This is a genomic window from Rhodococcus ruber (genome assembly GCF_027270735.1).
Taxonomy (GTDB): domain Bacteria; phylum Actinomycetota; class Actinomycetes; order Mycobacteriales; family Mycobacteriaceae; genus Rhodococcoides; species Rhodococcoides rubrum_A.
The window spans coordinates 37,151-62,003 of sequence record NZ_JAPWIJ010000018.1 but is presented as its reverse complement, the minus strand read 5'-3'; the positions used below and the strand labels follow the sequence as shown (position 1 = coordinate 62,003).

29 protein-coding genes are annotated in these 24,853 nt (G+C 66.2%); 24 read left to right on the top strand and 5 right to left on the bottom strand.

Features of this window, described 5'->3' with window-relative positions:
- Window positions 1–15: 15 nt before the first annotated feature.
- Entirely contained in the window at window positions 16–504 is a 489-nt protein-coding gene (locus O4220_RS26800; RefSeq protein WP_269608584.1) for a GNAT family N-acetyltransferase, read from the top strand.
- Window positions 505–522: 18 nt separating this feature from the next.
- Here the strand turns inward: O4220_RS26800 and O4220_RS26795 are convergent, their stop codons facing one another.
- The gene (locus O4220_RS26795) at window positions 523–1,458 is read right to left on the bottom strand and encodes an HAD family hydrolase (RefSeq protein ID WP_269608596.1); all 936 of its coding nucleotides are present in this window, start codon (window positions 1,456–1,458) and stop codon (window positions 523–525) included.
- Window positions 1,459–1,702: 244 nt separating this feature from the next.
- Here O4220_RS26795 and O4220_RS26790 point away from each other — a divergent pair, with 244 nt between their 5' ends.
- From O4220_RS26790 to O4220_RS26715, 16 genes are all read left to right on the top strand, one after another.
- Window positions 1,703–1,984, top strand: coding sequence for a glutaredoxin family protein (locus O4220_RS26790; protein ID WP_269608583.1), 282 nt, complete (start codon window positions 1,703–1,705; stop codon window positions 1,982–1,984).
- Between the two features lie 155 nt (window positions 1,985–2,139).
- Window positions 2,140–2,970 carry a redox-sensing transcriptional repressor Rex gene (locus O4220_RS26785; RefSeq protein WP_269608582.1) on the top strand — a complete coding sequence of 277 codons (831 nt, stop codon included), beginning with the start codon at window positions 2,140–2,142 and terminating at the stop codon, window positions 2,968–2,970.
- Window positions 2,967–4,379: a glutamyl-tRNA reductase gene (locus O4220_RS26780; protein WP_269608581.1), complete on the top strand. Its 1,413-nt coding sequence runs from the start codon at window positions 2,967–2,969 to the stop codon at window positions 4,377–4,379. Before O4220_RS26785 ends, O4220_RS26780 begins: the two co-directional genes overlap by 4 nt.
- Before the next feature lie 5 nt (window positions 4,380–4,384).
- A complete protein-coding gene (gene hemC / locus O4220_RS26775) occupies window positions 4,385–5,353 on the top strand; it encodes a hydroxymethylbilane synthase (protein WP_269608595.1) in 969 nt (322 codons plus the stop codon).
- Window positions 5,354–5,512: 159 nt separating this feature from the next.
- Window positions 5,513–7,075 carry a uroporphyrinogen-III synthase gene (locus O4220_RS26770; RefSeq protein WP_032401867.1) on the top strand — a complete coding sequence of 521 codons (1,563 nt, stop codon included), beginning with the start codon at window positions 5,513–5,515 and terminating at the stop codon, window positions 7,073–7,075.
- 78 nt (window positions 7,076–7,153) lie between these two features.
- On the top strand, window positions 7,154–8,128 hold the full coding sequence (gene hemB / locus O4220_RS26765) for a porphobilinogen synthase (protein WP_269608580.1): 975 nt from the start codon (window positions 7,154–7,156) through the stop codon (window positions 8,126–8,128).
- On the top strand, window positions 8,125–8,748 hold the full coding sequence (locus tag O4220_RS26760; RefSeq protein WP_269608579.1) for a hypothetical protein: 624 nt from the start codon (window positions 8,125–8,127) through the stop codon (window positions 8,746–8,748). The genes hemB and O4220_RS26760 overlap by 4 nt, the downstream gene beginning before the upstream one ends.
- Before the next feature lie 97 nt (window positions 8,749–8,845).
- Window positions 8,846–9,007 carry a hypothetical protein gene (locus O4220_RS26755; protein WP_269608578.1) on the top strand — a complete coding sequence of 54 codons (162 nt, stop codon included), beginning with the start codon at window positions 8,846–8,848 and terminating at the stop codon, window positions 9,005–9,007.
- 70 nt (window positions 9,008–9,077) lie between these two features.
- Entirely contained in the window at window positions 9,078–9,506 is a 429-nt protein-coding gene (locus tag O4220_RS26750; RefSeq protein ID WP_269608577.1) for a hypothetical protein, read from the top strand.
- Between the two features lies 1 nt (window position 9,507).
- A complete protein-coding gene (locus O4220_RS26745; RefSeq protein WP_269608594.1) occupies window positions 9,508–9,984 on the top strand; it encodes a hypothetical protein in 477 nt (158 codons plus the stop codon).
- Window positions 9,981–10,214: a hypothetical protein gene (locus O4220_RS26740; RefSeq protein ID WP_269608576.1), complete on the top strand. Its 234-nt coding sequence runs from the start codon at window positions 9,981–9,983 to the stop codon at window positions 10,212–10,214. The genes O4220_RS26745 and O4220_RS26740 overlap by 4 nt, the downstream gene beginning before the upstream one ends.
- A gap of 35 nt (window positions 10,215–10,249) precedes the next feature.
- Window positions 10,250–10,531 (top strand): metal-sensitive transcriptional regulator, encoded by a 282-nt coding sequence (locus O4220_RS26735; protein WP_037188667.1) that lies wholly within the window; start codon window positions 10,250–10,252, stop codon window positions 10,529–10,531.
- Between the two features lie 19 nt (window positions 10,532–10,550).
- Window positions 10,551–10,754, top strand: a complete 204-nt coding sequence (locus O4220_RS26730; protein ID WP_269608575.1) for a heavy-metal-associated domain-containing protein — start codon at window positions 10,551–10,553, stop codon at window positions 10,752–10,754.
- Window positions 10,755–10,868: 114 nt separating this feature from the next.
- Complete coding sequence (locus O4220_RS26725) at window positions 10,869–12,086, top strand: PQQ-dependent sugar dehydrogenase (protein WP_269608574.1); 1,218 nt, start codon at window positions 10,869–10,871, stop codon at window positions 12,084–12,086.
- 186 nt (window positions 12,087–12,272) lie between these two features.
- Window positions 12,273–13,448 carry a PQQ-dependent sugar dehydrogenase gene (locus O4220_RS26720; RefSeq protein ID WP_269608573.1) on the top strand — a complete coding sequence of 392 codons (1,176 nt, stop codon included), beginning with the start codon at window positions 12,273–12,275 and terminating at the stop codon, window positions 13,446–13,448.
- On the top strand, window positions 13,448–14,242 hold the full coding sequence (locus O4220_RS26715) for a cyclase family protein (RefSeq protein WP_269608572.1): 795 nt from the start codon (window positions 13,448–13,450) through the stop codon (window positions 14,240–14,242). The genes O4220_RS26720 and O4220_RS26715 overlap by 1 nt, the downstream gene beginning before the upstream one ends.
- A 22-nt stretch (window positions 14,243–14,264) precedes the next feature.
- On the opposite strand, the gene O4220_RS26710 is transcribed toward O4220_RS26715, so the two are convergent.
- From O4220_RS26710 to O4220_RS26700, 3 genes are read right to left on the bottom strand one after another with little or no spacing between them, the layout of a single operon-like run.
- A complete protein-coding gene (locus O4220_RS26710) occupies window positions 14,265–16,232 on the bottom strand; it encodes an acyl-CoA dehydrogenase (RefSeq protein ID WP_269608571.1) in 1,968 nt (655 codons plus the stop codon).
- Window positions 16,233–16,275: 43 nt separating this feature from the next.
- Window positions 16,276–16,482: an inositol 2-dehydrogenase gene (locus tag O4220_RS26705; protein ID WP_269608569.1), complete on the bottom strand. Its 207-nt coding sequence runs from the start codon at window positions 16,480–16,482 to the stop codon at window positions 16,276–16,278.
- 46 nt (window positions 16,483–16,528) lie between these two features.
- The gene (locus O4220_RS26700; protein WP_269608568.1) at window positions 16,529–17,881 is read right to left on the bottom strand and encodes a serine hydrolase; all 1,353 of its coding nucleotides are present in this window, start codon (window positions 17,879–17,881) and stop codon (window positions 16,529–16,531) included.
- Between the two features lie 88 nt (window positions 17,882–17,969).
- Between O4220_RS26700 and O4220_RS26695 the strand changes: the two genes are divergently transcribed.
- The 4 genes from O4220_RS26695 to O4220_RS26680 are packed head-to-tail and all read left to right on the top strand — an operon-like array spanning window position 17,970 to window position 21,703.
- Window positions 17,970–19,241, top strand: a complete 1,272-nt coding sequence (locus tag O4220_RS26695) for an adenosylmethionine--8-amino-7-oxononanoate transaminase (protein ID WP_420030472.1) — start codon at window positions 17,970–17,972, stop codon at window positions 19,239–19,241.
- A gap of 24 nt (window positions 19,242–19,265) precedes the next feature.
- Window positions 19,266–20,429, top strand: coding sequence for an 8-amino-7-oxononanoate synthase (locus O4220_RS26690; protein WP_269608566.1), 1,164 nt, complete (start codon window positions 19,266–19,268; stop codon window positions 20,427–20,429).
- Window positions 20,426–21,115, top strand: coding sequence for a dethiobiotin synthase (gene bioD / locus O4220_RS26685; protein WP_269608565.1), 690 nt, complete (start codon window positions 20,426–20,428; stop codon window positions 21,113–21,115). The genes O4220_RS26690 and bioD overlap by 4 nt, the downstream gene beginning before the upstream one ends.
- Before the next feature lie 54 nt (window positions 21,116–21,169).
- Window positions 21,170–21,703 (top strand): hypothetical protein, encoded by a 534-nt coding sequence (locus O4220_RS26680; RefSeq protein WP_269608564.1) that lies wholly within the window; start codon window positions 21,170–21,172, stop codon window positions 21,701–21,703.
- Here the strand turns inward: O4220_RS26680 and O4220_RS26675 are convergent.
- Window positions 21,700–22,233, bottom strand: a complete 534-nt coding sequence (locus tag O4220_RS26675; protein WP_269608563.1) for a pyridoxamine 5'-phosphate oxidase family protein — start codon at window positions 22,231–22,233, stop codon at window positions 21,700–21,702. The two genes, O4220_RS26680 and O4220_RS26675, sit on opposite strands and share 4 nt — an antisense overlap.
- A gap of 76 nt (window positions 22,234–22,309) precedes the next feature.
- Between O4220_RS26675 and O4220_RS26670 the strand changes: the two genes are divergently transcribed.
- From O4220_RS26670 to O4220_RS26660, 3 genes are all read left to right on the top strand, one after another.
- Window positions 22,310–22,744: a DUF1707 SHOCT-like domain-containing protein gene (locus O4220_RS26670; protein WP_269608562.1), complete on the top strand. Its 435-nt coding sequence runs from the start codon at window positions 22,310–22,312 to the stop codon at window positions 22,742–22,744.
- 69 nt (window positions 22,745–22,813) lie between these two features.
- Window positions 22,814–24,133, top strand: coding sequence for a glutamate-1-semialdehyde 2,1-aminomutase (gene hemL, locus O4220_RS26665; RefSeq protein WP_269608561.1), 1,320 nt, complete (start codon window positions 22,814–22,816; stop codon window positions 24,131–24,133).
- 52 nt (window positions 24,134–24,185) lie between these two features.
- Window positions 24,186–24,848: a histidine phosphatase family protein gene (locus O4220_RS26660; RefSeq protein WP_269608560.1), complete on the top strand. Its 663-nt coding sequence runs from the start codon at window positions 24,186–24,188 to the stop codon at window positions 24,846–24,848.
- Window positions 24,849–24,853: the final 5 nt, after the last annotated feature.

Genomic DNA, 24,853 nt, shown 5'->3' with positions numbered 1-24,853 from the left:
GGTTATCCTGTGCCAGTGCACATTCGCGACACCACCATCGACGATCTGCCCGAGATTCTCGACATCCACAACGAAGCCGTCGCCAACACGACGGCCATCTGGGACGAGGAACAGGTCGACCTTGCCGATCGCAGGGCCTGGTTCGACGGTCGCCACGCTGCGGGATACCCCGTCCTCACTGCCGAGGTCGACGGCCGAGTGGCCGGATACGCGTCGTACGGTCAGTGGCGGGTCAAGAGCGGCTACCGGCACTCGGTGGAGCACTCGGTGTACATCCACCGAGATTTCTATCGGCGTGGTCTGGCCAGTGCGCTGCTGAGCGAACTGATCGAGCGGGCCAGGGCAGGCGACGTGCACGTGCTGGTGGGTTTCATCGAGTCCGAGAACACCACGTCGATCGCGCTGCACCGGAAATTCGGCTTCGCCACCGTCGGGCAGATGCCGGAGGTGGGCGTGAAGTTCGGCCGATGGCTCGACCTGACCCTGATGCAGCTGACGCTCTGAGCGCCCGGCCCGGATGGGTCAGCCTTTACGACGGCCGATCACGGCAGCGAGTCCGCCGCCCACTGCGCCCAAGGCCAACGCGGTCGGAACGCCGATCTTGGCGGCCTTGCGTCCGGTGCGGTAGTCGCGAATTTCCCAGCCCCGGTTCTTGGCCAGCTCACGAAGGTCCGTATCGGGATTGATCGCCACGGCGGTCCCGACGAGCGAGAGCATCGGAACATCGTTGTGGCTGTCCGAGTACGCGGTGCACCGCTTGAGGTTGAGGCCTTCACGCACGGCCAGTGAGCGCACTGCGTGCGCCTTGCCGATGCCGTGGAGGATGTCTCCGACGAGGCGGCCGGTGAACACGCCGTCCTTGCTCTCGGCGACGGTACCCAGTGCCCCGGTGAGGCCGAGCCGCTTGGCGATGATCTGAGCCAGTTCGAGGGGAGTGGCGGTGACCAGCCATACCTGCTGGCCGGCGTCGAGGTGCATCTGGGCGAGCGCGCGAGTACCGGCCCAGATCTTGTCGGCAATGACCTCGTCGTAGATCTCCTCGCCGAGCATGGTCAGTTCGGAGGTGGGACGGCCCTTGATGAACGAGAGCGCCTTTTCTCGGCCGCTGGCCACGTCCTCGCTGTTCTCCTTGCCGCTGACCCTGAATTTCACTTGCTGCCAGGCGAATTGAGCCAGGTCGCCACTGGTGAAGTATTTGCGAGCGGCCAGCCCGCGAGCGAAATGGATGATCGATGCGCCCTGGACCATGGTGTTGTCCACGTCGAAGAAGGCCGCGGCGGTGAGATCCCGCGGAATCGCGCCTTCGGACTCGATCTGCAACGCGAGAGCGGCGTCGGCACTGGCCTGGCCGGCCACGTTGGCACGAACTTCTGCATCGGACGGACCGAAGGGGTTGCGAATCCTGCGAATGCGCCGCTTGAACTGCTTGTCCCCGCGTGGATCCTCGGTGTCGACCATGTCGATATCGGGCGTGGCCTCGATCGGCAGGTCGGTTCCCCCATCACTCACTTCGGTCCTCCTCCCACTCGAGTACTCGATGCAGCCCAGTCGGTCACCCACGTGGCGCACTCGGTTACCGAATCAGCCTAGTCGTGGGTCCGACGGGACCGACGGGGGACAAGCGAAGCCGGCCGTGAGGGCGGGCCGGCGGGGCGGCAGTCTGTGACGTTCGTCTCCATTGCGGACGTGTCACAGTGGACGGATGCAGACGACTCCCCCCGGCGTGGCTCTTCTCACCCGTGCAGGTTGCCATTCGTGCGCCCACGCGCTGGAGGTGTTGAACGAGGTATGCCGCGAGTTCGACGTGGCCGTCACGGTCGTCGACGTCGACGAGGCGGCAACGGAATCGCCTGACCTGCGTGCGGAGTACGGGGACCGAGTGCCGGTGGTACTGCTCGACGGTATCGAGCACAGCTACTGGGAGGTGGACGTGCCCCGATTGCGGGCCGATCTGGCTCGGGCAGGGCACCCTAAGAACGTGTGATTCGTCTCCGTGTGCAGGTGAAGGCCGGTATGCGCAACTTTGTTCATTCGTTCACAAGCAGTTACCGTGGTGTGAACAGCATTCGTGAAATAGACACGAACGCAGGATCAGCGTGAAGACCGGCATCGACGCCGTTCGGACGAGGAGCCCCAGACGTGACCGAAGAGCGCCCGTCGCCCAGCGGCGTAGAGCGGGTCATCCCTCAGGCTACGGTCACCCGTCTGGCGACCTACCTGCGGGTCCTCTCGATCCTCGCAGACGAGGGCGTTCTCATCGTCTCCAGTGAAGAACTGGCCACCGCAGCAGGTGTCGGATCGGCCAAACTCCGCAAGGATCTCTCTTTCCTCGGCCCCAACGGCGTTCGCGGTGTCGGCTACGACGTCGCACGACTGCGCGCCAAGATCGAGAGCGCACTCGGACTCGATCGCGGACACCGCGTCGTACTGGCGGGAGTCGGCAATCTGGGACAGGCGCTGGCCGGGTACGGCGGATTCGCGCGTCGCGGCTTCACCATGGTCGGCCTCTTCGACCGTGACCCGGCACGAGTGGGCACCGACGTCGACGGACTGACCGTCCGGCACGTCGACGAGCTCGACAAGGCCTGCCGTGAACTCGAAGCGACCATCGGCGTCATTGCCACCCCGGACGACGCCGTACATGCAGTCGCCCAAAAGCTCGTCGCAGGCGGGGTCGAGTGCATCCTGAGCTTCTCGCCGATGGTGCTCGACGTTCCCGAACACGTCGAGGTACGGCGCGTGGACCTGGCCGTGGAGATGCAGGTGCTCTCCTTCAACAGCTCCCGCAATGTTTCCGAGCCGGCGGGCGTGGCCGTGCCGACGGTTGTCACTGCACCTCGGCCACAGCCGGTTTCTCCGCCTCCACTCACGTCCACGGCACGCCTCGGCCGTAGTCACGGCCCACGCATCGCCGGTAATCCAAGCCCAGTCAACAGTTCGACAAGAAACGGATCGGTGATTGCACCGTGAGTGTCCTTCTCGTCGGGATATCGCACCGTAGCGCTCCCGTCGCAGTCCTCGAGCGTGTCGCCATCACGGACACCGATCGCCCGAAACTGACCGACAAGCTGATGGCCAGCGGAAGCATTTCCGAGGTCATGGTGGTGTCCACATGCAATCGCGTCGAGATCTACGCCGTCGTCGACGCCTTTCACGGCGCGTTGACCGCCGTCGGCGAAGTGCTCGGTGAACACTCCGGACTCGAGATCGCGGAACTGACCAAGCACGCCTACGTGCGCTACAGCGAAGCTGCCGTCGAGCACCTGTTCGCAGTGGCCAGCGGCCTGGACTCGATGGTCATCGGCGAGCAGCAGATCCTCGGCCAGATCCGATCTGCATACGCCGCCTCGGACGGCCAGCAGGCTTCCGGACGGGTGATGCACGAACTGGCTCAGCAGGCGCTGCGAGTCGGTAAGCGGGTACACAGCGAAACCGGGATCGACGCCGCCGGAGCCTCGGTGGTCTCGGTGGCCCTCGATCGCGCAGCCGAGATGTTCGGTGGTTCCCTCGCCGGTCGCAAGGCCGTCGTCCTCGGAGCCGGAGCCATGGGCGGCCTCGCCGTCGCGCACCTCGGCCGCGCCGGAATCGGCGGCCTCACCGTCGTCAACCGCACCCGCGAGCGGGCCGACCACCTGGCCGAGAACGCCGTCTCGAACGGAATCACGGCAACGTCGGTCGCCCTCGAGAATCTGCCCGACGCGGTGGCCGAGGCCGACATCCTCATCACCTGTACCGGTGCGGTGGGGGCCGTGGTCTCCATCGCCGATGCTCACCTGGCCCTCGTGGGCCGCGACGCCGAGCACCCGCTGGTGATCTGCGACCTCGGACTGCCCCGCGACGTCGACGCCGCGGTGGCGCAACTGCCGGGCATCACCGTCTTCGACATGGAGTCGCTTCAGCGCGATCCCGCAGCCGGTGCTGCGGCGAACGACGCGTCGGCGGCTCGCGAGATCGTCTCCAGTGAACTCTCGGGTTACCTTGCGGGGCAACGACTCGCCGAGGTCACCCCCACCGTCACCGCGCTGCGTCAGCGCGCGGCCGAAGTGGTCGAGGGCGAGTTGTTGCGCCTCGAGTCGCGGCTGCCCGGGCTCGATTCACCGCAGCGCGACGAGGTGGCCCGTACCGTGCGACGTGTCGTGGACAAATTGCTGCACTCGCCGACAGTGCGCGTCAAGCAGCTCGCCAGCACCCCGGGCGGGGATTCCTACGCGGCCGCGCTGCGGGAGTTGTTCGAGCTGAGCCCCGGCTCGGTCGATGCAGTAGCGACGCCGATGGAGATCGGCTCGTTGGAGCTGGTCGACGACTTCACGGCCAGCCGTACCGATCTGCGCTCGGACTCTCACCCCGGCGGCACCGCCGGTCAGGAGCGAACGGAATGAGCGGCATCGTCAAGATCGGTACTCGCGGAAGCCTTCTCGCGACCACTCAGGCCGACACCGTGCGCGTGGCTCTCGCCGCTGCAGGGGTCGAGGCCGAACTGGTGATCGTCAAGACTGCGGGCGATCTGTCTGCTGCACCCGTACAGACCATCGGCGTCGGCGTTTTCACGGCCGCGCTGCGCGAAGCGCTCGCCGACGGCACCGTGGACATCGCCGTGCACTCCTACAAGGATCTGCCGACGGCAGCCGACGACCGGTTCGTCATCGCGGCCATACCGGCACGCGAGGATCCCCGGGACGCCCTGGTGGCCCGCGACGGGCTGGTGCTCGGCGAGCTGCCCGCGGATGCGAAGGTCGGTACCTCCGCGCCCCGTCGGATTGCTCAATTGCGCGCTCTGGGACAGGGATTGGACGTCCGGCCGCTGCGAGGAAACCTCGACACCAGGATCGGGAAGGTGGCCTCGGGTGAGCTCGACGCCGTCATCGTCGCCCGCGCCGGACTGGCCCGCATCGGCCGACTCGACGTCGTCACCGAAGCACTCGATCCGGTGCAGCTGCTGCCGGCACCCGCCCAAGGTGCCCTGGCTGTGGAATGCCGCACCGGCGACACGGATCTCGCGGCGGCCATCGCCACCCTCGACGACGCGCATGCGCGTGCCGCGGTGGCAGCCGAACGTGGACTGCTGGCCGAACTCGAAGCCGGCTGCACCGCTCCGGTCGGCGCGATCGCCGAGGTCGTCGAATCCATCGACGAGGACGGCCGCATCTTCGACGAACTGTCGTTGCGCGGCTGTGTAGCCGCGATCGACGGCAGCGACACCATCCGCGCGTCGATCGTCGGATCACCCGACCGCGCCGAGGAGCTGGGTCGAGAATTGGCCCGCGAACTGCTCGATCTCGGTGCCCGCGAACTCGTTTCAGTCACCGAACCAGCGCAGGCCGGTTCTCACGTACAGGGTGGATCTCATGTCTAGGGCCATAACGGCACCCGTCCGCGGACGCGCCAAACGCACGGCGACCCGTCCGGTCGTACGGAGAGAGTCGATCGCCACCGCTCGACTCATTCCGAAACGGGGCACGGCAACCCCGATAGAACTGCAGTACCCACACAAGACAGCACTGGAGAACAACCGATGAGCCCAGTCCGCAAGAACACCAACGGACGGATCCTGTTCGTGGGATCCGGGCCGGGTGACCCGGCTCTGCTCACGGTCCGGGCACGTGAAGTGCTCGGAGCGGCCGAGCTCGCATTCACCGATCCCGACGTCGACAAGGGCGTCACCGCGCTCGTCGGTGCCGATGTCCCCCGTGACGCGGAGACGGGCGAGAACGGTGTCGAGGTTCGTCCGGCGCTCGGCGAGCCCGCCGAGGTCGCCAAAACGCTTCTCGCCGAGGCCAAGAACGGCCACGACGTGGTTCGCCTGGTTTCCGGCGATCCGCTCACCACCGATTCGGTGATCGCCGAGGTCAGTGCCGTCGCTCGGACGCACGTGCCCTTCGAGGTGCTCCCCGGCCTGCCCGCGGGATCCGCGGTGCCCAGCTACGCCGGTATGGCACTGGGCTCGGGCCACACCGAGGCCGACGTCCGCGGCGAGGTCGACTGGGCAGCACTCGCGGCTGCTCCCGGCCCGCTCGTGCTGCACGCTACGTCGGGTCATTTGGCCGAAACCGCCAGTGCCCTCGTCGAACACGGTTTGGCACCGCAGACGCCTGCAGCCATCACCGTTCGAGGCACCACTCGCCAGCAGCGCACCGTCGAGGCCACGCTCGCCACTCTGAACGACGCCGGATCCGAGCTCGTCGGGTCTCTCGTGGTCACCGTGGGCAAGGTCGTCTCGGGCCGAAACAAGATGTCCTGGTGGGAGTCTCGCGCACTGTACGGCTGGACCGTGCTGGTGCCGCGCACCAAGGACCAGGCCGGTGAGATGAGCGATCGCCTCGTCACGCACGGGGCCATCCCCATCGAAGTCCCGACCATCGCCGTCGAGCCCCCGCGCAGCCCGGCCCAGATGGAACGTTCCGTCAAGGGCCTGGTCGACGGCCGCTACCAGTGGGTCGTCTTCACCTCCACCAATGCCGTCCGGGCAGTGTGGGAGAAGTTCGAGGAGTTCGGTCTGGACGCCCGCGCGTTCTCCGGCGTCAAGATCGCGTGCGTCGGTGAGGCAACCGCAGCGAAGGTGCGCTCGTTCGGCATCAATCCCGAGCTCGTGCCGTCGGGGGAGCAGAGCTCGCTCGGACTGCTCGAGGACTTCCCGCCGTACGACGAGGTGTTCGATCCGGTCAATCGAGTTCTGTTGCCGCGAGCCGACATCGCGACCGAAACGCTCGCCGAAGGTTTGCGCGAACGCGGCTGGGAGATCGACGACGTCACCGCGTACCGCACGGTCCGGGCAGCGCCGCCGCCCGCCGAGACCCGCGAAATGATCAAGACCGGCGGATTCGACGCAGTGTGCTTCACGTCGAGCTCCACCGTCCGGAACCTGGTCGGCATCGCCGGAAAGCCGCACGCCCGCACACTCGTTGCGTGCATCGGCCCCAAGACCGCCGAGACGGCCGTCGAATTCGGTCTGCGCGTGGATGTGCAGCCCGAGTCGGCTCAGGTCGGACCGCTGGTCGAGGCGCTCGCCGAGCACGCTGCTCGCCTGCGCGCCGAGGGTGCACTGCCCCCGCCGCGCAAGAAGTCACGTAGGCGCTGACGCGCCTCGTCCGAGCCTGTGAGTACCAGGAGTACGCACAGGCGCGGACTAGCCGAACTAAGTGAGGCAGGTTCCGCTGTGTTCCCCACCGACCGCCCTCGACGCCTGCGCCGCACCCCGGCGCTGCGCCGGCTGGTAGCCGAAACATCCTTGGAGCCACGGCATCTGATACTGCCGATGTTCGTGGCCGACGGCATCGCCGAGCCGCGGGAGATCAGCTCGATGCCCGGGGTGTTCCAGCACACGCTCGATTCGCTGAGCGCCGCGGCCGAGGCCGCCGTGACGGCAGGCGTCGGTGGCGTCATGCTGTTCGGTGTACCCAAATCCGAGGACAAGGACGAAACCGGCTCGGGGGCAACCGATCCGGACGGAATCCTGAACCGCGGGCTGGCTCGGCTGAAGACCGACCTCGGGGATTCGACGGTCATCATGGCCGACACGTGTCTGGACGAGTTCACCTCGCACGGTCACTGCGGGGTGCTGGGGGCGGATGGCTCGATCGACAACGACGCCACCCTGCTGCGCTACGTCGACATGGCCATCGCGCAGGCCGATGCGGGTGCTCATCTGCTCGGACCCAGCGGGATGATGGACGGACAGGTCGGGGCGATCCGCGCCGGACTGGATGCGGCAGGCCACGTAGAGGTGGGGCAGCTGGCATATTCCGCGAAGTACGCCTCGGCCTTCTACGGCCCGTTCCGCGAAGCCGTCGGCTCGTCGTTGCAGGGCGATCGCCGGACGTATCAGCAGGACGCACGGAACCGCCGAGAGGCCACCCACGAGGTGGAGCTCGATCTCGCCGAGGGTGCCGACATGGTGATGGTCAAGCCGGCCATGTCGTACCTCGACATACTCCGCGATGTCGCCGAGATGTCGCCGGTTCCGGTTGCGGCGTATCAGATCTCCGGGGAATATGCCATGATCACCGCCGCCGCACAGAACGGGTGGATCGATCGCGACGCGGCGGTGCTGGAATCGCTCGTCGGAATCCGGCGTGCGGGCGCCGATGTCGTACTGACCTACTGGGCAACCGAAGTGGCGGGCTGGCTGTGAACGATTTTCCACCGGGAAACAACCCCGACAGCAATACGCCCAACAATCCACCGTCGCAACCGGATTGGCAGCGCTGGGAGCTCGAGCACGGGTTCCCACAATCGGGTCCGGAGCTCGAGCCGATTCCACGACCGGCACCGGTCGACGTCGAGACGGCCCGTCATCTGTGGTGGGGAGTGGCGCTGATCGGCGCTCTCTCGGCGCTGTATTCGGTATGGACATTGTTCGGGGCGCGTGAGGAATTTGCGCAGTCTCTGCTCGACGAACTCGCGGCGCAGGACGCGGCAGCGGACATGACCGTCGAGTCCACGCAGTCGATGGTGACGGTGATGCTGGTCGTCACCATATTCGTCGTGCTCGGTTTCGGGGCGTTGTTCCTGTTCTGGGTCAAGCGGATGCGCGCGGGCAAGATGTGGGCTCGGATGCTGCTGACCGTCATCGGATCGTTCATCGTGTTCACCACGATCCTCGATCTGTTCGCCATGGCATCGACGGCGGGTGCCATGAACATCGTGATGGGCGTGCTGAGCATCGGCCAGGGTGTACTTGCCGCCGGGGCGATCTACCTGATGCATCGTCGTGAATCCAACGAGTACTTCGCCGCGTCCAGACGGCAGTAGTTGGCGAAACTCGGTAGTTTCGGGCGTGTTCGCGGCTGCAGGCCCTGCTATGTGACTAGCATCACTCCCGATACCTTTTCGAGTGATCGGATCCGAGATGGCAGAGAACACCCCTGCAGTAGCGAGCGTCGCCCAGCCTGCAGTCGAGAGCGAGCCCTGTCCCCAGGAGAGCGGCCGTCCCGGTTGGGCGCTGCTCGGGTTGCTCCTCGCCGTCTCGGCCGCGATCGCAATCATGGCGCTGGGGATTTCTGCCGGCTGAGCGTTCGGGGCTCGTCCGGAATTTCTGCCGGCGGAACCCTTCCCCACCCCGCGGTGGCAGGATGTCTGGCGTGAGCGCAGACACCGACGCATCGATCGTCCGTCCTCGGGTGGTCTCGGCCGCCTACTGGCTGTGGTTGGCCTCGGCCGTGTTGCTGATCGTCGTCTGCATGATCGCCTTGACGCTCCCCGCCGATCAGATTCGTGCGTCGTTCAGCTCGGAAGCACAGGGCAATTCGTTCTTGACCGTTTTTCGTGGCCTCGGCGTTATCTCCGGAGTGGTCGGATTGGCCGTCGGGCTGATGTCGAGCCACGTCCGCGGCGGCGACCGTAGATTTCGGCGCGCTCTGGTGGCGCTGTCGGGAGTTGCCGCGCTGCTGCTGATCTTCGCGGCACTGGTGTTCCCGTTCGTTCCGCTGGTGATCACCGTCGGCCTCGTTCTCGCGGCCGTTCTCGTCTACCGACCGTCGGCACGGGAGTGGTTTCATCGTGAGCAGTGAAATGTCGGCGAGTGAGACCGTGCTGTTCCACGAACCCGGTGGCCGATGGCGCATGCTGGCCTGGGGGCCCGTGTTCTGCCTCGTGGTACTGGCCGTCGAGCTCGCTTCCGGTCCGGTGATCCACTGGTTCGCCCTCGCGCTGTTCTCGCTGATTCTCGTGGGTCTGACCTACGTTCAGCTGCGCGCTGCTCGTATGCACGTCAGCGTCGAACTCACCACCCGATCGCTGCGCCAGGGCACGGAGACCGTCGACGTCGCCGACATCGAAGACATCTTCCCTGCGGCCGAGTACGCCGACGACGAGTACGAGCCCAAGAGATGGGAGACGGCACGAGTGCTCGGTGAGCTCTCGGGTGTGCCGCGCAAGCGCCACGGCATCGGGCTGCGGTTGGTCGGCGGCGGGCTGGTTCAGGCCTGGGCCAAGGACGACGACGGGTTGCGCGCGGCCCTCGAAACGGCCAAACAGGAGTACCTGTGAGGAAGTCCGTCGGCTGGGTGGAACTCGTGGTTGCGCTGCTGGCGGTCATCGGAGCCGTGGTGTGCTGGAACATGGGCGTGCGTACCACCGAGTTCCCCGCGGTTCCCGATGTGTCTCCGGCATACCAGGGAACGTTCTACTCGGGGTCCTGGATCGCGCTGGCCGCCCTCGCCGTCGTCGTCGCGGGATTGCTGATGGTCGACGGCGTTCGTCGAGTCGTGTCGAACTGAGGCACCCCCTACCGGGTAGGGGTATGCTGAGGGATATGAGCAGCTACAGCGCCGAGCAGGACGACCTGCTGAAGCGATTGCGTCGCATCGAGGGTCAAGTGGCCGGGATATCCCGCATGGTCGCCGACGACCGCTACTGCATCGACGTCCTCACCCAGGTCTCTGCCGCAACCAAGGCGCTGCAGTCGGTCTCGTTGAAGCTGCTCGATGCCCACCTCGCCGGATGCGTCGTGGAGGCGGCGAGGCAAGGCGGGCCGGAAGCAGACGCGAAAGTGAAAGAAGCGTCCGAGGCCATCGCGCGCCTCGTGCGCTCCTGACGACAGAAGGGAGTCGACGATGCAGACGACATATTCGGTCGAGGGCATGACGTGCGCACATTGTGCTGCGTCGGTGAAGGAAGAAGTCTCCGAGATCGTGGGGGTCACCGGTGTCGATGTGGACGTGGATTCCGGTGCGGTCGTGGTGAGCAGCGATTCGACGCTCGATACCGCGACGGTGGACGCCGCGGTCGTCGAAGCCGGGTATCGACTGGTGTCCTGATCCGAGCCCGCGGAACGGGCATTACTTCACGACCGCGCTCGGTCGGTGGTTCGGAACCTGCGAAAACGGTGATACCGGAAAAATGGGACTCATCGAAACTCGTCAGGAGGGCTCGTGAAGAGACCGGTCACCGGCGCTGCGGTCATCGCCATGAGCGTCGCCCTGGTAGCGGCCTGTTCGGCGGACGCCACCGAGCGGGACAGCACTGCAGAGTCGACCGAGTCGTCCGGGGCCTCGTCGTCGCAGGGCTCTTCTTCCGAAGCTGGTCCCTCCCAGGCCGCGCCTGCCGGGCCGCTGCCGAACCTGTCGGTCACCACCGTGCTCGACGGCCTCGACAAACCATGGGACGTGGTGGTTGCTCCCGATGGCACGGTGCTGACCGGAGAGCGTTCCGGCCGGTTCGTCATCCGCGACTCCGGAGGAGTCCGGCGTGAACTGAATGCGGACCTCGGTGATCTCTACGCCGCCGGTGAGACCGGGCTCATGGGTATCGCACTGGCGGTGGATTTCGAGGCCTCTCGAACCGTGTTCACCTGCCAGGGGCTCCGAGGTAGCGGCGGGAACAGCATTGCCGTCGTGTCGTGGACCGTCGATCCGGGGTGGACGGCCCTGACCAGAACCGGCACTCTCGTCGACGACATTCCCGTCGCCGACGGCGGGCGTCACGGTGGCTGCCGCATCCTGGCTCATCCCGACGGCACGCTGTACATCGGCACCGGGGACACTGCGAGCCCCAGTGTTCCCCAGGATCGAAACTCGCTGGGCGGCAAGGTATTACACGTCAACGCAGACGGCACCGCCGCAGCCGACGCACCGGATCGCATCTTCACTCTCGGTCATCGCAACGTGCAGGGACTGGCGATCCGTCCCGGAACCGATCAGATCTTCGAGGTCGAGCAGGGGACGAGCCGAGACGACGAGCTGAACCTGTTGGTGCCGGGCGGCAACTACGGTTATCGGCCCGACCGACGGTCGTCGGTCTACGACGAATCGGTCCCCATGACCGACCCCGACCGGGTTCCCGGTGCTCAGCCCGCAGTGTGGAGTTCGGGTGATCCGACCATCGCGACCCCCGACGTCACGTTCACCGACGGTGAGCAGTGGGGCTCCTGGAACGGTGCCGCCGTGATCTCGAGTCAGCAGGGAGAGAAGCTCGTCTTCCTGGCGTTGTCGGAGGACGGAACCGAGTACGTCGCCGAGGCGGAGGCACTGGACGGCACCTACGGCAGGCTGCGTTCGCTCACCCCCTTCGGAAGCGACGGCGGCTTCCTGCTCACCACCGACAACGGATCCGACGATCAGGTACTGCTCGTCACGCCCGAGGTCGGCTGAACCGAGGTTGCCGTCATCACGAGTGACCAGTGGTGGGGTCGGTGCGTGACCTGGGATCGCCGCGGACTCCGTGTGCTGCCGGGCAGCGATTTGCGTTCCGAGTCGGCGGGCCTCCCCTGAAGTGTGTTTAAAATCATGTGATATCGGTCATATCGGGCCGATCACCGATCGTCGTCAGGAGTGTGGATGAACAAGCTGGTGTCCAGTTCCGGAGTACTCGCCGCCAGCGTCGTCCTGACGCTTGCCGGTTCGACGGTCGCGACGGCACAGGCCGATCCGCTGCCCGATCTGACGGTCACCGAGGTGCTCACTGGACTCGCGAAACCGTGGGATGCGGTGGTCGCGCCGGATGGGACGGTGCTGACGGGTGAGCGTGCCGGACGGTTCGTGATCCGCGACGTCGGCGGTGACACGCGCGAGCTCGCCGCGGACCTCGACGATCTGTACGCCTCCGGCGAGACCGGCCTCATGGGCATCGCTCTGGCTGAAGATTTCGGGACTTCGAGAACCATCTACACGTGCCAGGGCGTACAGGGCGGCGGAGGCGGGACCGGTAGCGCCGGAACCGGCAGCTCGGGCGGTGGCAGCGACAACCACATCGCGGTGCTCTCGTGGACCGTCGACCCGGGGTGGACGGCGCTCACGCGCACCGGCACCCTCGTCGACGACATTCCCGTCGCCGACGGCGGTCGTCACGGTGGCTGCCGCATCCTCGCTCATCCCGACGGCACCCTGTACGTCGGTACCGGAGACACTGCAACGCCGACGGTTCCGCAGGATCGAAACTCGTTGGGCGGCAAGGTTCTGCACATCAACTCCGACGGTTCGGCAGCCGCGGGTTCGCCGGATCGCATCTTCACGCTCGGCCATCGGAACGTGCAGGGGCTGGCGATTCGTCCCGGCACCGGTCAGCTGTACGAGGTCGAGCAGGGCACGACCCGAGACGACGAGCTGAACCTCCTGGTGCCCGGCGGCAACTACGGGTACCGCCCCGATCGACTCCCGTTCATCTACGACGAGTCGGTACCGATGACCGATCCGACCCGCGTGCCCGGTGCGCGCGCCGCAGTGTGGAGCTCGGGCAGCCCCACCATCGCGACGCCCGGTCTGACGTTCGCGAGCGGCGCGGGATGGGGTTCGTGGAACGGGTCGGCCGTGGTGTCGAGTCAGCAGGGCGAGAAGCTCGTGTTCCTGAAGCTGTCCGAGGACGGCACCGAATACGTCGACGAGGCGGACGCGCTGGAGGGCGAGTACGGACGCCTGCGTTCGCTCACCAGCTTCGGCAACGACGGAGCTTTTCTGCTCACGACCGACAACGGGTCCGACGACAAGGTTCTGCTCGTCACGCCCGCTGCCGGCTGATGTGTGGCCCCGAGGTCGTCGAGACGGTCCATCGGAGAATCGGCCGTAGAGCACTGTTCGGGTCGCTGGGTGCCGCTGCGCTGACGGTAGCGGCGGCCGGAGTGGTGCGTGCCGAACCGGTGGTCGCCTCGGCGATTCCGGCAGGCCGCTTGGTGGATCTGACACACACTCTGAGCCCCTCGTTTCCGGTGTGGCCGGGCAACGAACCGTTCTCGATGCGCCCGGTCGCGGCCTACGAGCTCGGCGGATTCCTGGTGAACGAGCTCTCGTACTGGGAGCACACCGGCACGCACATCGATGCCCCGGCACACCGTGTTCGCGGCGGTGCGACGGCCGACATCCTGCCTTTGGAGGACCTGATCGCCCCGCTGGTCGTCGTGGACATCTCGGCTCGGGCCGAGTCCGACCCGGACGCCGTGGTGACGACCGAGGACGTCGTGCAATGGGAGCGCGAGCACGGCCGGATTCCGGACCGTGCGTTGGTGGTGATGCACAGCGGCTGGCAGCACAGACTGGCCGAGCGAGCGGCACCCGGGTTCGGCGGCGACTCGGCGCAGATGCTGGTGCGCGAGCGCAACGTCGTCGGAATCGGGGTCGATACGCTCAGTCTCGACCGGATGAACGACCGCGAATACCCAGCGCACACAGCCGTTCTCGGGGCGGGTCGGTACGGAGTCGAAACGCTTGCAAATCTGGAGGCGGTGCCCCCGGCAGGGGCGACGGTCGTCGTCGGCGCACCGAAGCACGCGGGCGCGACCGGTGGCCCCTGCCGGGTTTTCGCGATCGTCCCCTAGGGGGTTTCGATCCCGCTACGCGTCAGTGCGCGTGACTGGGGTTGGCAGCCGGCTCTTCCTCGGTTCCCGCTCCGGGCTCACCGAGCATCGCCGCACCGACCAACGCGTCGGGCACACCGAAGCCGTCGACGAGCAACTCCGCGTGCGGACGCAGTGTGCGGCAGCGTTCGTTGATGGCGCGGGTGACGGCCTTGGACCGCTCGGTGGACAGGTAGCGGTGCTCGATGAACCAGGCCTTGTCCTTCTCGATCACCGAGAGGGCGTACAGGTCGCAGACCTCTTCGAGGAGATCCTTGGTGGTCGAGTCCTCGCACGATTCGATGCCGGCGATGAAGGCCTCGAAGACGATGCGATCGATGTGCGCGCTCGCAGCATGCAGGACGTGATCCTGCACCGCGTTGAACGCCTCGAACGGGCTGGTCTCCTTGGACTTGGACTGCAACCGGCGAGCGACGGTGGAGAGCAGGTACTCCTCGCGATCCTCGAACATCTTGACCTGGGTGCCGCGGTTGAACAGCGAACCCTCTTCCTCGTTGTCCTGGCGGCGGTCCAGGATCGTCTGCATGATCGCTTGCGCTGCAGTCCGTTTGACCACTCGGTCGCCGACCATATCGGCGGCGAACTTGACCCACTCGACCGGGCTCATGGACTTGACGTCGTCGGCGTACGCGGTGAGCAGTTCCTTGGCCACCAACTGGGTGAGCACATGGTTGTCACCCTCGAAGGTGGTGAACACATCGGTGTCGGCCTTGAGCGAGATCAGCCGGTTCTCGGCGAGATATCCTGCGCCGCCGCATGCCTCGCGGGCTTCCTGAATCGCGGCCGTCGCATGCCAGGTGTTCGCGGCCTTGAGGCCGGCTGCACGTGACTCGAGTTCGCGTTGCTCCTCGGCATCGGGGCTGTCCGCGGTCTGCAACTCGTGCATCTTCGACACGAGCTCGTTCTGTGCGAATTGAAGGGCGTAGGACTTGGCGATGAGCGGGAACAGCCGACGCTGATGCACCAGGTAGTCCATGATCAGAACTTCCTGATCGGAGTCGGGTGCAGCGAACTGCCTGCGCTGCAATGCGTATCGCGTCGCGATGTCGAGAGCGACCCGTGCCGCAGCGGCGGCACTGCCGCCGACCGTGACGCGGCCACGGATCAACGTGCCGAGCATCGTGAAGAACCGTCGGGACTTGTTCTCGATGGGGGAGGAGTACGTACCGTCGTCGGACACATCGGCGTACTTGTTGAGGAGGTTGTCTCGCGGGATGCGGACTTGATCGAACATGATGCGGCCGTTGTCCACTCCGGGCAGGCCGCCCTTGTACTGGCAGTCCGAGGTGGTGACACCGGGCAGGTCGTCGCCGTTTTCGTCGCGCAGTGGCACGAAGAAACAGTGCACGCCATGGCTTTCGGGTTCCTGGCCCGGTCCGGCGGTGATGAGTTGGGCGAACACAGCGGCGACGGTCGCAGTCTCGGCGGCACCGCCGATGTAGTCCTTGCGCGAGGACGGTGTAGGAGAGTTGACGACGAACTCGTCCGTCTTCGGGTCGTAGGTGGCCGTGGTCTCGAGCGACTGCACGTCGCTGCCGTGTCCGGTCTCGGTCATGGCGAAACAACCGAGCAGTTCGAGGTTGATGATCTTGGGGACGTACGCCTCGTGGTGGCGTTCGGTGCCGAGATTCTCGATGGCACCACCGAACAGTCCCCACTGGACGCCGGCCTTCACCATCAGTGACAGGTCGCTCATCGCGAGCATCTCGATCATCGTCACTGCAGCGCCGACATCCCCGGTACCGCCGTGTTCCTTCTTGAAGCCGTTGTCGGCTGCACCGGCGGCGGCGAGGAGCTTGAGTTGCTCGAGTGCTTTGGTGCGGGCGATGACGGTGTTCGGCGTGTAGTGCGGTCGGAACTCGTCGCGCGCGAGCTGCGTGCGCGCCTCGTTCTTCACATCTCGCCAGCGGCCGTCCAGAGTGTTCCGAAGGTGATCCGTTGTGGTTGCCATACTCGACGGTAACCTTTTGCCGCCGCGCGTGAGGGCCGGAAACTCAGACCGGCCAGACGAATTCTTTGAACACCGCTCTGCAGTTGCGCCAGAAGCCCGTTTTCGCGTACGGACCGTCGTGGAACAGCGACGCACAGTTGTCTTCCAGCGCCCGGTTGACCAGGGGACTGAAGTCGGTGAATTCGCTGACCAGGAACTCTTTGAAGCCCGACGGCCACGCGTGCTGGGCTGGTTCGTGTTGTGCCTCCACGACCGCGAGTGTAATGCAGCAGTAACATCGATGTTACAAATCACACCTACTTCAGTAGCGCGAACGCCTCCTGAGCAACGAGGAACGCGTAGCTGGACGGGATCAGATCGATCGCTCCTTCGGCCTGAAATTGTTCGGTGACGATCCAGTCCTGACCGGACGCATCGGTGGCCAGGAATGCGCCGGCGAGATCACCGGGTGCATTGCCGCCTTTGAAGCCCGAATACGGCCACAGCGCCGCGTCGAGCTGTACGCCCGGGGTGATCGCCAGAATCCGGCGGTTCTCCTCCGCTGCCGGACCCGAGGCGAGGTAACCCATTGCTGCACAGACGTCCTGCGCGTTGGCGAACCACTCGACGCCGTCGGCCGACGCCGGATTGTCGAGGAAATTCTCGAAGTCGATCTCGAGCGGCCGCGCGTCCGCTCGGACGAGCAGCTCGACCCGGCCGTCCGGGTCCGCACCGGACCACTCGGCCCGCATGTTCGGATCGCCGAATCCGATGACGAAGAACTGCCGGGTGTCCATCATCGGCGTCATGACCGACGGATCGTGATGTCCCATGACCCGGAGCTGCCGTTCGACGCGGTCGCGGCCGAGACGTTCCATCAACAGATCCGTTGCGGTGTTGTCGGACAACGAAATCATTTTCTCGGCAGCCTCCCGAACCGACACCGCGGTGCCGTCGGGCAGATTCTGCAACTCGCCGGATGGCGCGCTCTTGGTCGCATCACGAACGGTGAGCTGCTCGTCCCACCGGACCGTGCCCGCCTCGATCTCGTCGGTGAGCGCGCCGAGGACGTACAACTTGAACACCGACCCCAGTGGGAGCACGGCGTCCGCATTGGTGGAGTAGACGGCCTCGCAGTCACCACCGTTGAGGCGCGACGCACTGTAGGAGTACTTCGGGGCCACCTTCGACAGCGCCGCATCGAGGTCGTCGAACGACGAGATCTCGGGGGTGTCGGGTCTGGCCAGGAATCCGTCGAGCTTGCCATCGGCACCGACGGAGGTGGAGATCGTGGCCGGGATACCCGCGGTGGTGAAGCGCAGGACGCCGGTATCGGGGCCGGCCTCGAAGCCCGTGGCTACGTTCGGTGCACCGGCGCGCAGCTGTTCGAGTGGGGTGACGAGTCCGCCGAGCGGAGCGACCGCCTCGGCCAACTCGGGGCCGACGACGGCCTCCACTTCGGTGGGGTCGGGTGCGTTCTCGCCGTTGATCCACTGCAGAATCCGGTCGTTGAGCGCCCCCACCGGAGTGGAGGTGTCGACGGCGAAGGCCGGTGCCGTGGTGGTGCTCGTGGGCGACGGTGCCTCGGCTGCACCCCCGCAGCCGGCGAGTGTCAGAGTTGCCACGAGGGCAGCACCTGCGAGTCTCGTCGTGGTGCGCGGCGTCATCATGATGCGATGCTAACGGATTCGGACATTTCGCCTTCGAGGGTGAGGGAGTCGGTGTCGCCAGTTCGCTGTGGCAGGGTGCTGTGGCGTGCTGACTTCCGAGGACGTCCGTCGAATCGATTCCGACCACCTGTGGCACCCCTACAGCCGGTTTCCGGCGAGTGGGACACCGCTGGTGGTCGAGAGTGCATCCGGGGTGCGACTGAGCCTTGCGGACGGCCGGCAGCTGATCGACGGGATGAGTTCGTGGTGGGCGGCGGTACACGGCTACCGCCACCCGGTGCTCGACGCCGCGGCGCACGATCAGCTGGGCCGGATGAGTCACGTGATGTTCGGCGGACTCACGCACGCTCCGGCGGCGAGATTGGCCGAGCTGTTGGTCGAGATCACGCCCGCAGGGCTCGACAAGGTGTTCCTCGCCGATTCAGGATCGGTCTCGGTCGAGGTCGCGGTGAAGATGGCGTTGCAGTACTGGCGTGCCCGCGGCGAGCACGCTCGCACACGGCTGTTGACCTGGCGCGGTGGCTACCACGGCGACACGTTTGCGCCGATGAGTGTGTGCGATCCGGACGGCGGGATGCACACGCTGTGGACCGACGTGCTCGCGAGACAGGTGTTCGCACCGGCCCCACCCGCTGATTTCGACGAGTCCTACATCGCCCGGTTCGAGCAGGTGCTCTCGGCGCACGGCAGAGAGCTGGCGGCGATCATCGTCGAACCGATCGTGCAGGGTGCAGGCGGTATGCGATTCCACGATGCGCAGTACTTGGTCGAGCTGCGTCGCCTGGCCGACGAGTACGGCGTACTGCTGATCTTCGACGAGATCGCGACGGGTTTCGGCCGGACCGGGGAGTTGTTCGCCGCCGATCATGCCGGTGTTGCGCCGGACATCATGTGCGTCGGCAAGGCCTTGACCGGCGGTTATCTGGCCCTGGCGGCGACGCTGTGCACCACCGAGGTGGCCACGACGGTCTCGAATGGTGAGGCCGGTGGCCTGATGCACGGGCCGACGTTCATGGGCAATCCGCTCGCGTGCGCTGTCGCGGTGGCATCGGTGGAACTGTTGCTCTCGCGCGATTGGCGCGCCGAGGTCGCAGATCTGGCATCGGCTCTGGCAGAGGGGTTGGCACCCGCTCGCTCGCTGCCGGGCGTCGCCGACGTCCGAGTGCTGGGCGGGATCGGGGTGATCGAGATGCACACTCCGGTGGACATGGCACGGGCGACCGCCGCGGCCGTCGACGCGGGAGTGTGGCTGCGGCCGTTCGGTCGACTCGTCTACGCGATGCCGCCGTACATCTGCACCGGCGAGGACGTCGCGGCCATCACCGAGGCCATGCTGGCGGTGGCCCGAAGCCATACTTGAACAGCGTTCAAGTATGGTGCTGCCATGACCGCACTGGAGTGGCTCGACGCTGCCGCGCGCGACCGACGCGAGGCCGGACTCGAGCGCGTCGTCATCGCGCGCACAGCCGGGGACACGGTTCTGGATCTGGCCTCGAACGACTACCTCGGTCTGGCCCGGCATCCGGCCGTCGTCGACGGGGCCTGCGCTGCCGTCCGCCGATGGGGCGGCGGATCCACCGGATCGAGGCTGGTCACCGGCACGACAACGGCACACGAGCGACTGGAGGAGGAACTCGCCGATTTCGTCGGGGCCGAGTCCGGGTTGGTGTTCTCCTCCGGCTACACCGCCAATCTCGGCATCGTGACCGCACTGGCGGGACGTGACGCGCTGGTGATCTCCGATGCCGCGTCGCACGCATCGCTGATCGACGCCTGTCGACTGTCTCGGGCACGGGTTGCCGTCGCGCAACACTGCGATCCCGAGCACGTCGACCGACTCTTGCAGGAGCGCACCGAGACGCGAGCTCTGGTGGTGACCGACTCGGTGTTCAGCGCCGACGGCGACCTCGCACCGCTGCCCGAGCTGTACGCGGTATGTCGGCGACGAGGCGCCGTGCTCGTCGTCGACGAAGCTCACGGGCTCGGTGTTCGCGGGGCCGGCGGACGCGGGGCCGTCCACGACGCCGGACTGGCCGGTGCGCCAGATCTGGTGATCACCGCGACGTTGTCCAAGGCGCTCGGGTCGCAGGGTGGCGTCGTACTCGGCCCGGCCGCTGTCCGCAACGAGGTGCTGCACGGCGCGCGCACCTTCGTCTTCGACACCGGGCTCGCCCCGGCGTCGGTGGGCGCAGCGTCGGCCGCGCTCGACATTGTGCGCGCAGAACCCGATCGGGTGGCTGCGATCGGTGTTCGGGCAACCCAATTGGCCTCTGCAGTGGGAGTGGAACCGACTGCATCGGCGGTCGTTCCGGTGATACTCGGCGATGCCGAACGTGCCGTCCGTGCGGCAGGGGACTGTCTGAACCTCGGCGTCCGCGTCGGGTGCTTTCGACCGCCATCGGTTCCCGCGAACGCATCTCGGCTGCGATTGACCGCCCGCGCCGACCTCACCGACGCCGATATCGACTGTGCCACCGACGTTCTGGCGACGGTATTGAATGCTGCGGTATTGAATGCGGCGGTATTGGATGCGGCGGTGCAGGGATGACCGTGCTGCTCGTCACCGGAACGTCGACCGGCGTCGGAAAAACCGTGGTGACCGCAGCGCTCGCGGCCGCGGCCCGGGCACGCGGACGGACGGTGGCGGTATGCAAACCGGCGCAGACCGGAGTGGGTGACGGCTGCCAGGACGAGTCGGATATCGATGTGGTGGAACGTCTTTCGGGAGTTCGCGGAATCGAGCTAGCGCGGTACCCCGAGCCGCTCGCACCCGATGTCGCGGCCCGCCGGTCGGGTCGGGCAATGCTCGAACTCGACGACGTCGTCGACGCGGTTCTCGTACTCGACCAAACGCACGACCTCGTCCTGGTCGAGGGTGCGGGCGGAGTAGCGGTGCGTCTGGGTGCCGAAGGGTTCACCGCCCTCGATATCGCCGATGCCGTCGGCGCATCGGTTCTGGTCGTGGCAGGGGCAGAGCTGGGGACGCTCAATCACAGCGCGCTGACCGTCGCAGCTGTGCGTGCAGCGGGCGTGAGGTGTTCCGGCCTGGTCATCGGGTCGTGGCCGATCGAACCGAGTCTGGCGGCGCGGGTCAACCTGGAGGAATTGCCGCTCGTGACGGGCGTCGAGCTGATCGCATGTGTGCCCGACGGTGCAGGCGCGTTGGACGAGAAGGAGTTCGGTGCACTCGCCCGCAGGATGGCCGGCGAGTTTACTGATTCGTTACTCGGGTAACCGGCAGGGAACGTCTGCCGCTTCGGCATTCGAAACAGATCGGGAGTTCCAATTATGAGTACCGCAGTGTGGATCGTCGTTGCAGTAGTCGTCGTAGTGTTGGTCGTTGCCGTCGCCCTGGTCGTGGCGCGCAAGGGCAAGGAACGAAAGAGGTTGGAAGCGAACGACATTCGCGAGAAGGCAGCCGATCAAGCGGCCATCGTCGAGGAGCGTGAGCTGCTGGCTCGCGAAAGTGAGGCCAAAGCGCGTCGGGCGCAGGCCGAGGCCGACGTCAAAGCCGCCGAGGCGGAAAAACTTGCGCAGCAGGCGCAGTCTCATCAGGGTGTCGCCGCGTCGTCCCGCGACGAGGTCGACTCGGAGTTCGAGCGTGCGAATCGGATCGACCCGGACGTGAAGAACGGCCGTAACGCGACAGACGACCGCAACGTGCGAGATGACCGGAACTTCGCGGACGACCGGAACGTCGCAGATGACCGGGGCATCGCCAGCGACCGCGGTGTGACGGACGACCGCAACGTCACAGGCCACCGGAACGTCGTGGGCGATCCGGACGTGCCCCCGACAGCACCCCGGCACGAGCGGAACTAGTCGGTCGAATTGTGGGGTAGCTCGAGCTCGACGACCTCGTGTTCGCCGAGATTCGGCCGCTCGTTGGTGATTTTGGCCTTGGCGTAAGCCATGAGATTCGAGACCTTCGATCCGGGGGTCGACCAGTACTCCGCACCTTCGGCGGCCACGTGGATCAGCGCCACCTCCCGGGAATCGGGGTTCTTCTCGAACCACGTGGCCGCCCGGGTGTTCCACAGTTCCTCGGCCTTCGTTCGGTTCTCGACGACGGCCGCGGTGCCGGACAGGGACACCCAACCCTCGCCCGACTGAAACGAGACGTTGACCGTCGGATTCGCCGCGATGTCGGCGACCTTGCGCGAGTCGTGGGCGGCAAAAAACCACAGGTCGCCGTCGAACTCGGCTTCCTGCAGCGCCATCGGACGCGAGATGAGGTGGCCGTCTCGGCCAACCGTGGTGAACATGCACAGTCCGGCTTCGGACATCAGTCCTGCAACTTTGGAAACGCCGTCCGCGGAGCTTTCGGTGTTCGTTCTATCGGTGTTCGTCATCGAAACCAACTACCCGGTGTGCAGCTCACTCAACCGTTAAGGTGACAAAACGGACACGGGTATCGGGAGGCTTCGCATGGGAAAGAATCTCGACAAGAACGATCGGCTGGACCTGCGCGTGAGCAATGACGAGCGTGAGGTCGTCGTGAACACACTCGGCCTGGCGATGGGCGAGGGCCGCTTGACGTTGGTCGAGTACGAACAGCGTCTCGATGCGGTATGGGCGTCGACCACTCGGGGTGACTTGGCCGAGGTCGTTCGCGACTTACCGGCCGCCGACACGTCGAAAGCAACGGACGTCGCCCACACGAGGAGCGAGTGGCGCGAGTATCTGGACGAGTGGCGCTGGTGGTTCGGTGGTGCCGTCGTCATGAACGGAATCTGGGCCGTTCAGTGGATCTCCGACGGTGAGCCGACCTCCTACTGGCCTCTGTGGCCCCTCGGCATCTGGGGCATCATCCTGATCGCGATGGTGTTCATGCCCGAGGACAAGAAAACCGACAGCGACTGAGGCCGTCGGGCGAGTGCATTATTACGCCCTGTAGTTGGTGATTTCGCCGAACCTGGGACACTGGAAGTCGTGACTGCTCCTCTCGGCGACGACGCCCCCGTATCGGCCCAACTTTTCGCTCGCGCAAGCGCGGTGATTCCCGGTGGCGTCAACTCGCCGGTGCGGGCCTTCGCATCGGTCGGAGGAACCCCGCGGTTCATCACGCAGGCCAGCGGATACACGATGACCGACGCCGACGGGAAGTCCTACGTCGACCTCATCTCTTCCTGGGGTCCGATGATCCACGGGCACGCTCACCCGGCCATCGTCGAAGCCGTCCAGAAAGCCGCGGCAACCGGCCTGTCGTTCGGCGCACCCACCGAGCGAGAAATCGAACTCGCCGAAGAGATCGTCCGTCGAGTCGGCCCCGTCGACCAGGTTCGCCTTGTGAATTCGGGCACAGAGGCCACCATGAGCGCGGTGCGTCTGGCTCGCGGATTCACCGGCCGCACCAAGATCCTGAAGTTCTCCGGCTGCTACCACGGTCACGTCGATGCGCTGCTCGCCGACGCCGGTTCGGGTCTGGCCACCTTCGGGCTCCCCACTTCTCCGGGAGTCACCGGCGCACAGGCGTCGGACACCATCGTCGTTCCCTACAACGACCTCGCCGCCGTTTCCGCCGCGTTCGAGGCCAACCCCGGCCAGATCGCCTGCATCATCACCGAGGCCGCCGCAGGCAACATGGGCGCAATCGCCCCGGTCACCGGCTTCAACGAGGGACTGCGCCGTCTTGCGACCGAGCACGGCGCGCTGCTGATCATGGACGAGGTGATGACCGGGTTCCGCGTCAGTGCCTCCGGTTGGTACGGCATCGACGGTGTTGCAGGCGACCTGTACACCTTCGGCAAGGTCATGTCCGGTGGACTGCCCGCTGCCGCATTCGGTGGCCGCGCAGACATCATGGCTTACCTCGCGCCGGCCGGACCGGTGTACCAGGCGGGCACGCTCAGCGGTAACCCCGTGGCCGTCGCAGCCGGTCTGACGAGCCTGCAACTGGCCGACGCAGCCGTCTACGCGAAGTTGCAGGCAAACTCGCAACGGCTCGGAACGCTGCTCGGCGACGCACTCACCGCCGAAGGCGTCACCCATCAGGTGCAGTTCGCGGGCACTATGGTGAGTGTGTTCTTCGCCGATGGACCCGTCACCGATTACGCGCAGGCCAAAGCTGCGCAGACATGGCGATACCCGGCGTTCTTCCACGCTTTTCTCTCGCGCGGTGTCTATCCGCCGCCGAGCGCATTCGAGGCCTGGTTCGTCTCCGCAGCCCTCGACGACGACGCCTTCTCGATCATCGCCGACGCGGCCCCGGCTGCCGCGAAGGCCGCGGCAGCTGCTGCGGCACCACTGTGACGTCTACACAGAACTGACTTCCCACCCGACTAGCGAGAAACAGGACCCCGACGTGACCGAGGCCCCCGCAACACATCCGCACTCGACGACGCGCACCATCGTGCACGTCCTCCGGCACGGCGAGGTGCACAACCCCAAGGGCATCCTCTACGGACGGCTGCCGGGCTTCAAGCTCTCGGTCACCGGTCAGTCGCAGGCCAAGTCGGTGGCAGATGCGCTCGCCGGGCACGACATCACTCACGTCGTCGCATCTCCGCTCTTGCGCGCTCAGGAGACCGCGGCTCCCATCGCGGCCGCGCACGGCCTGACGATCGTCGAAGACGAGAACCTCATCGAAGCGGGTAACGAGTTCGAGGGACTGCGCGTGGCAGTAGGCGACGGCGCACTGCGGCGGCCACGACACTGGTGGAAGCTGCGCGATCCATTCACCCCGTCCTGGGGCGAGCCGTACCTGCAGATCGCGCATCGCATGCTCGCCGCCGTCAATGCAGCCCGCGTCGCGGCCGTCGGGCACGAGGCCGTCTGCGTCAGCCACCAACTCCCGGTATGGACGCTTCGCCGCTTCCTGCAGGGCGACCGGCTGTGGCACGACCCGCGCAATCGTCAGTGCGGACTCGCGTCGTTGACGTCGCTGGTCTACGAGGGCGATCAGCTCGTCGACCTCGTCTACTCCGAGCCAGCGGGAGCATCCGACCCGAGGATCACCGGTGCATAGGTTTC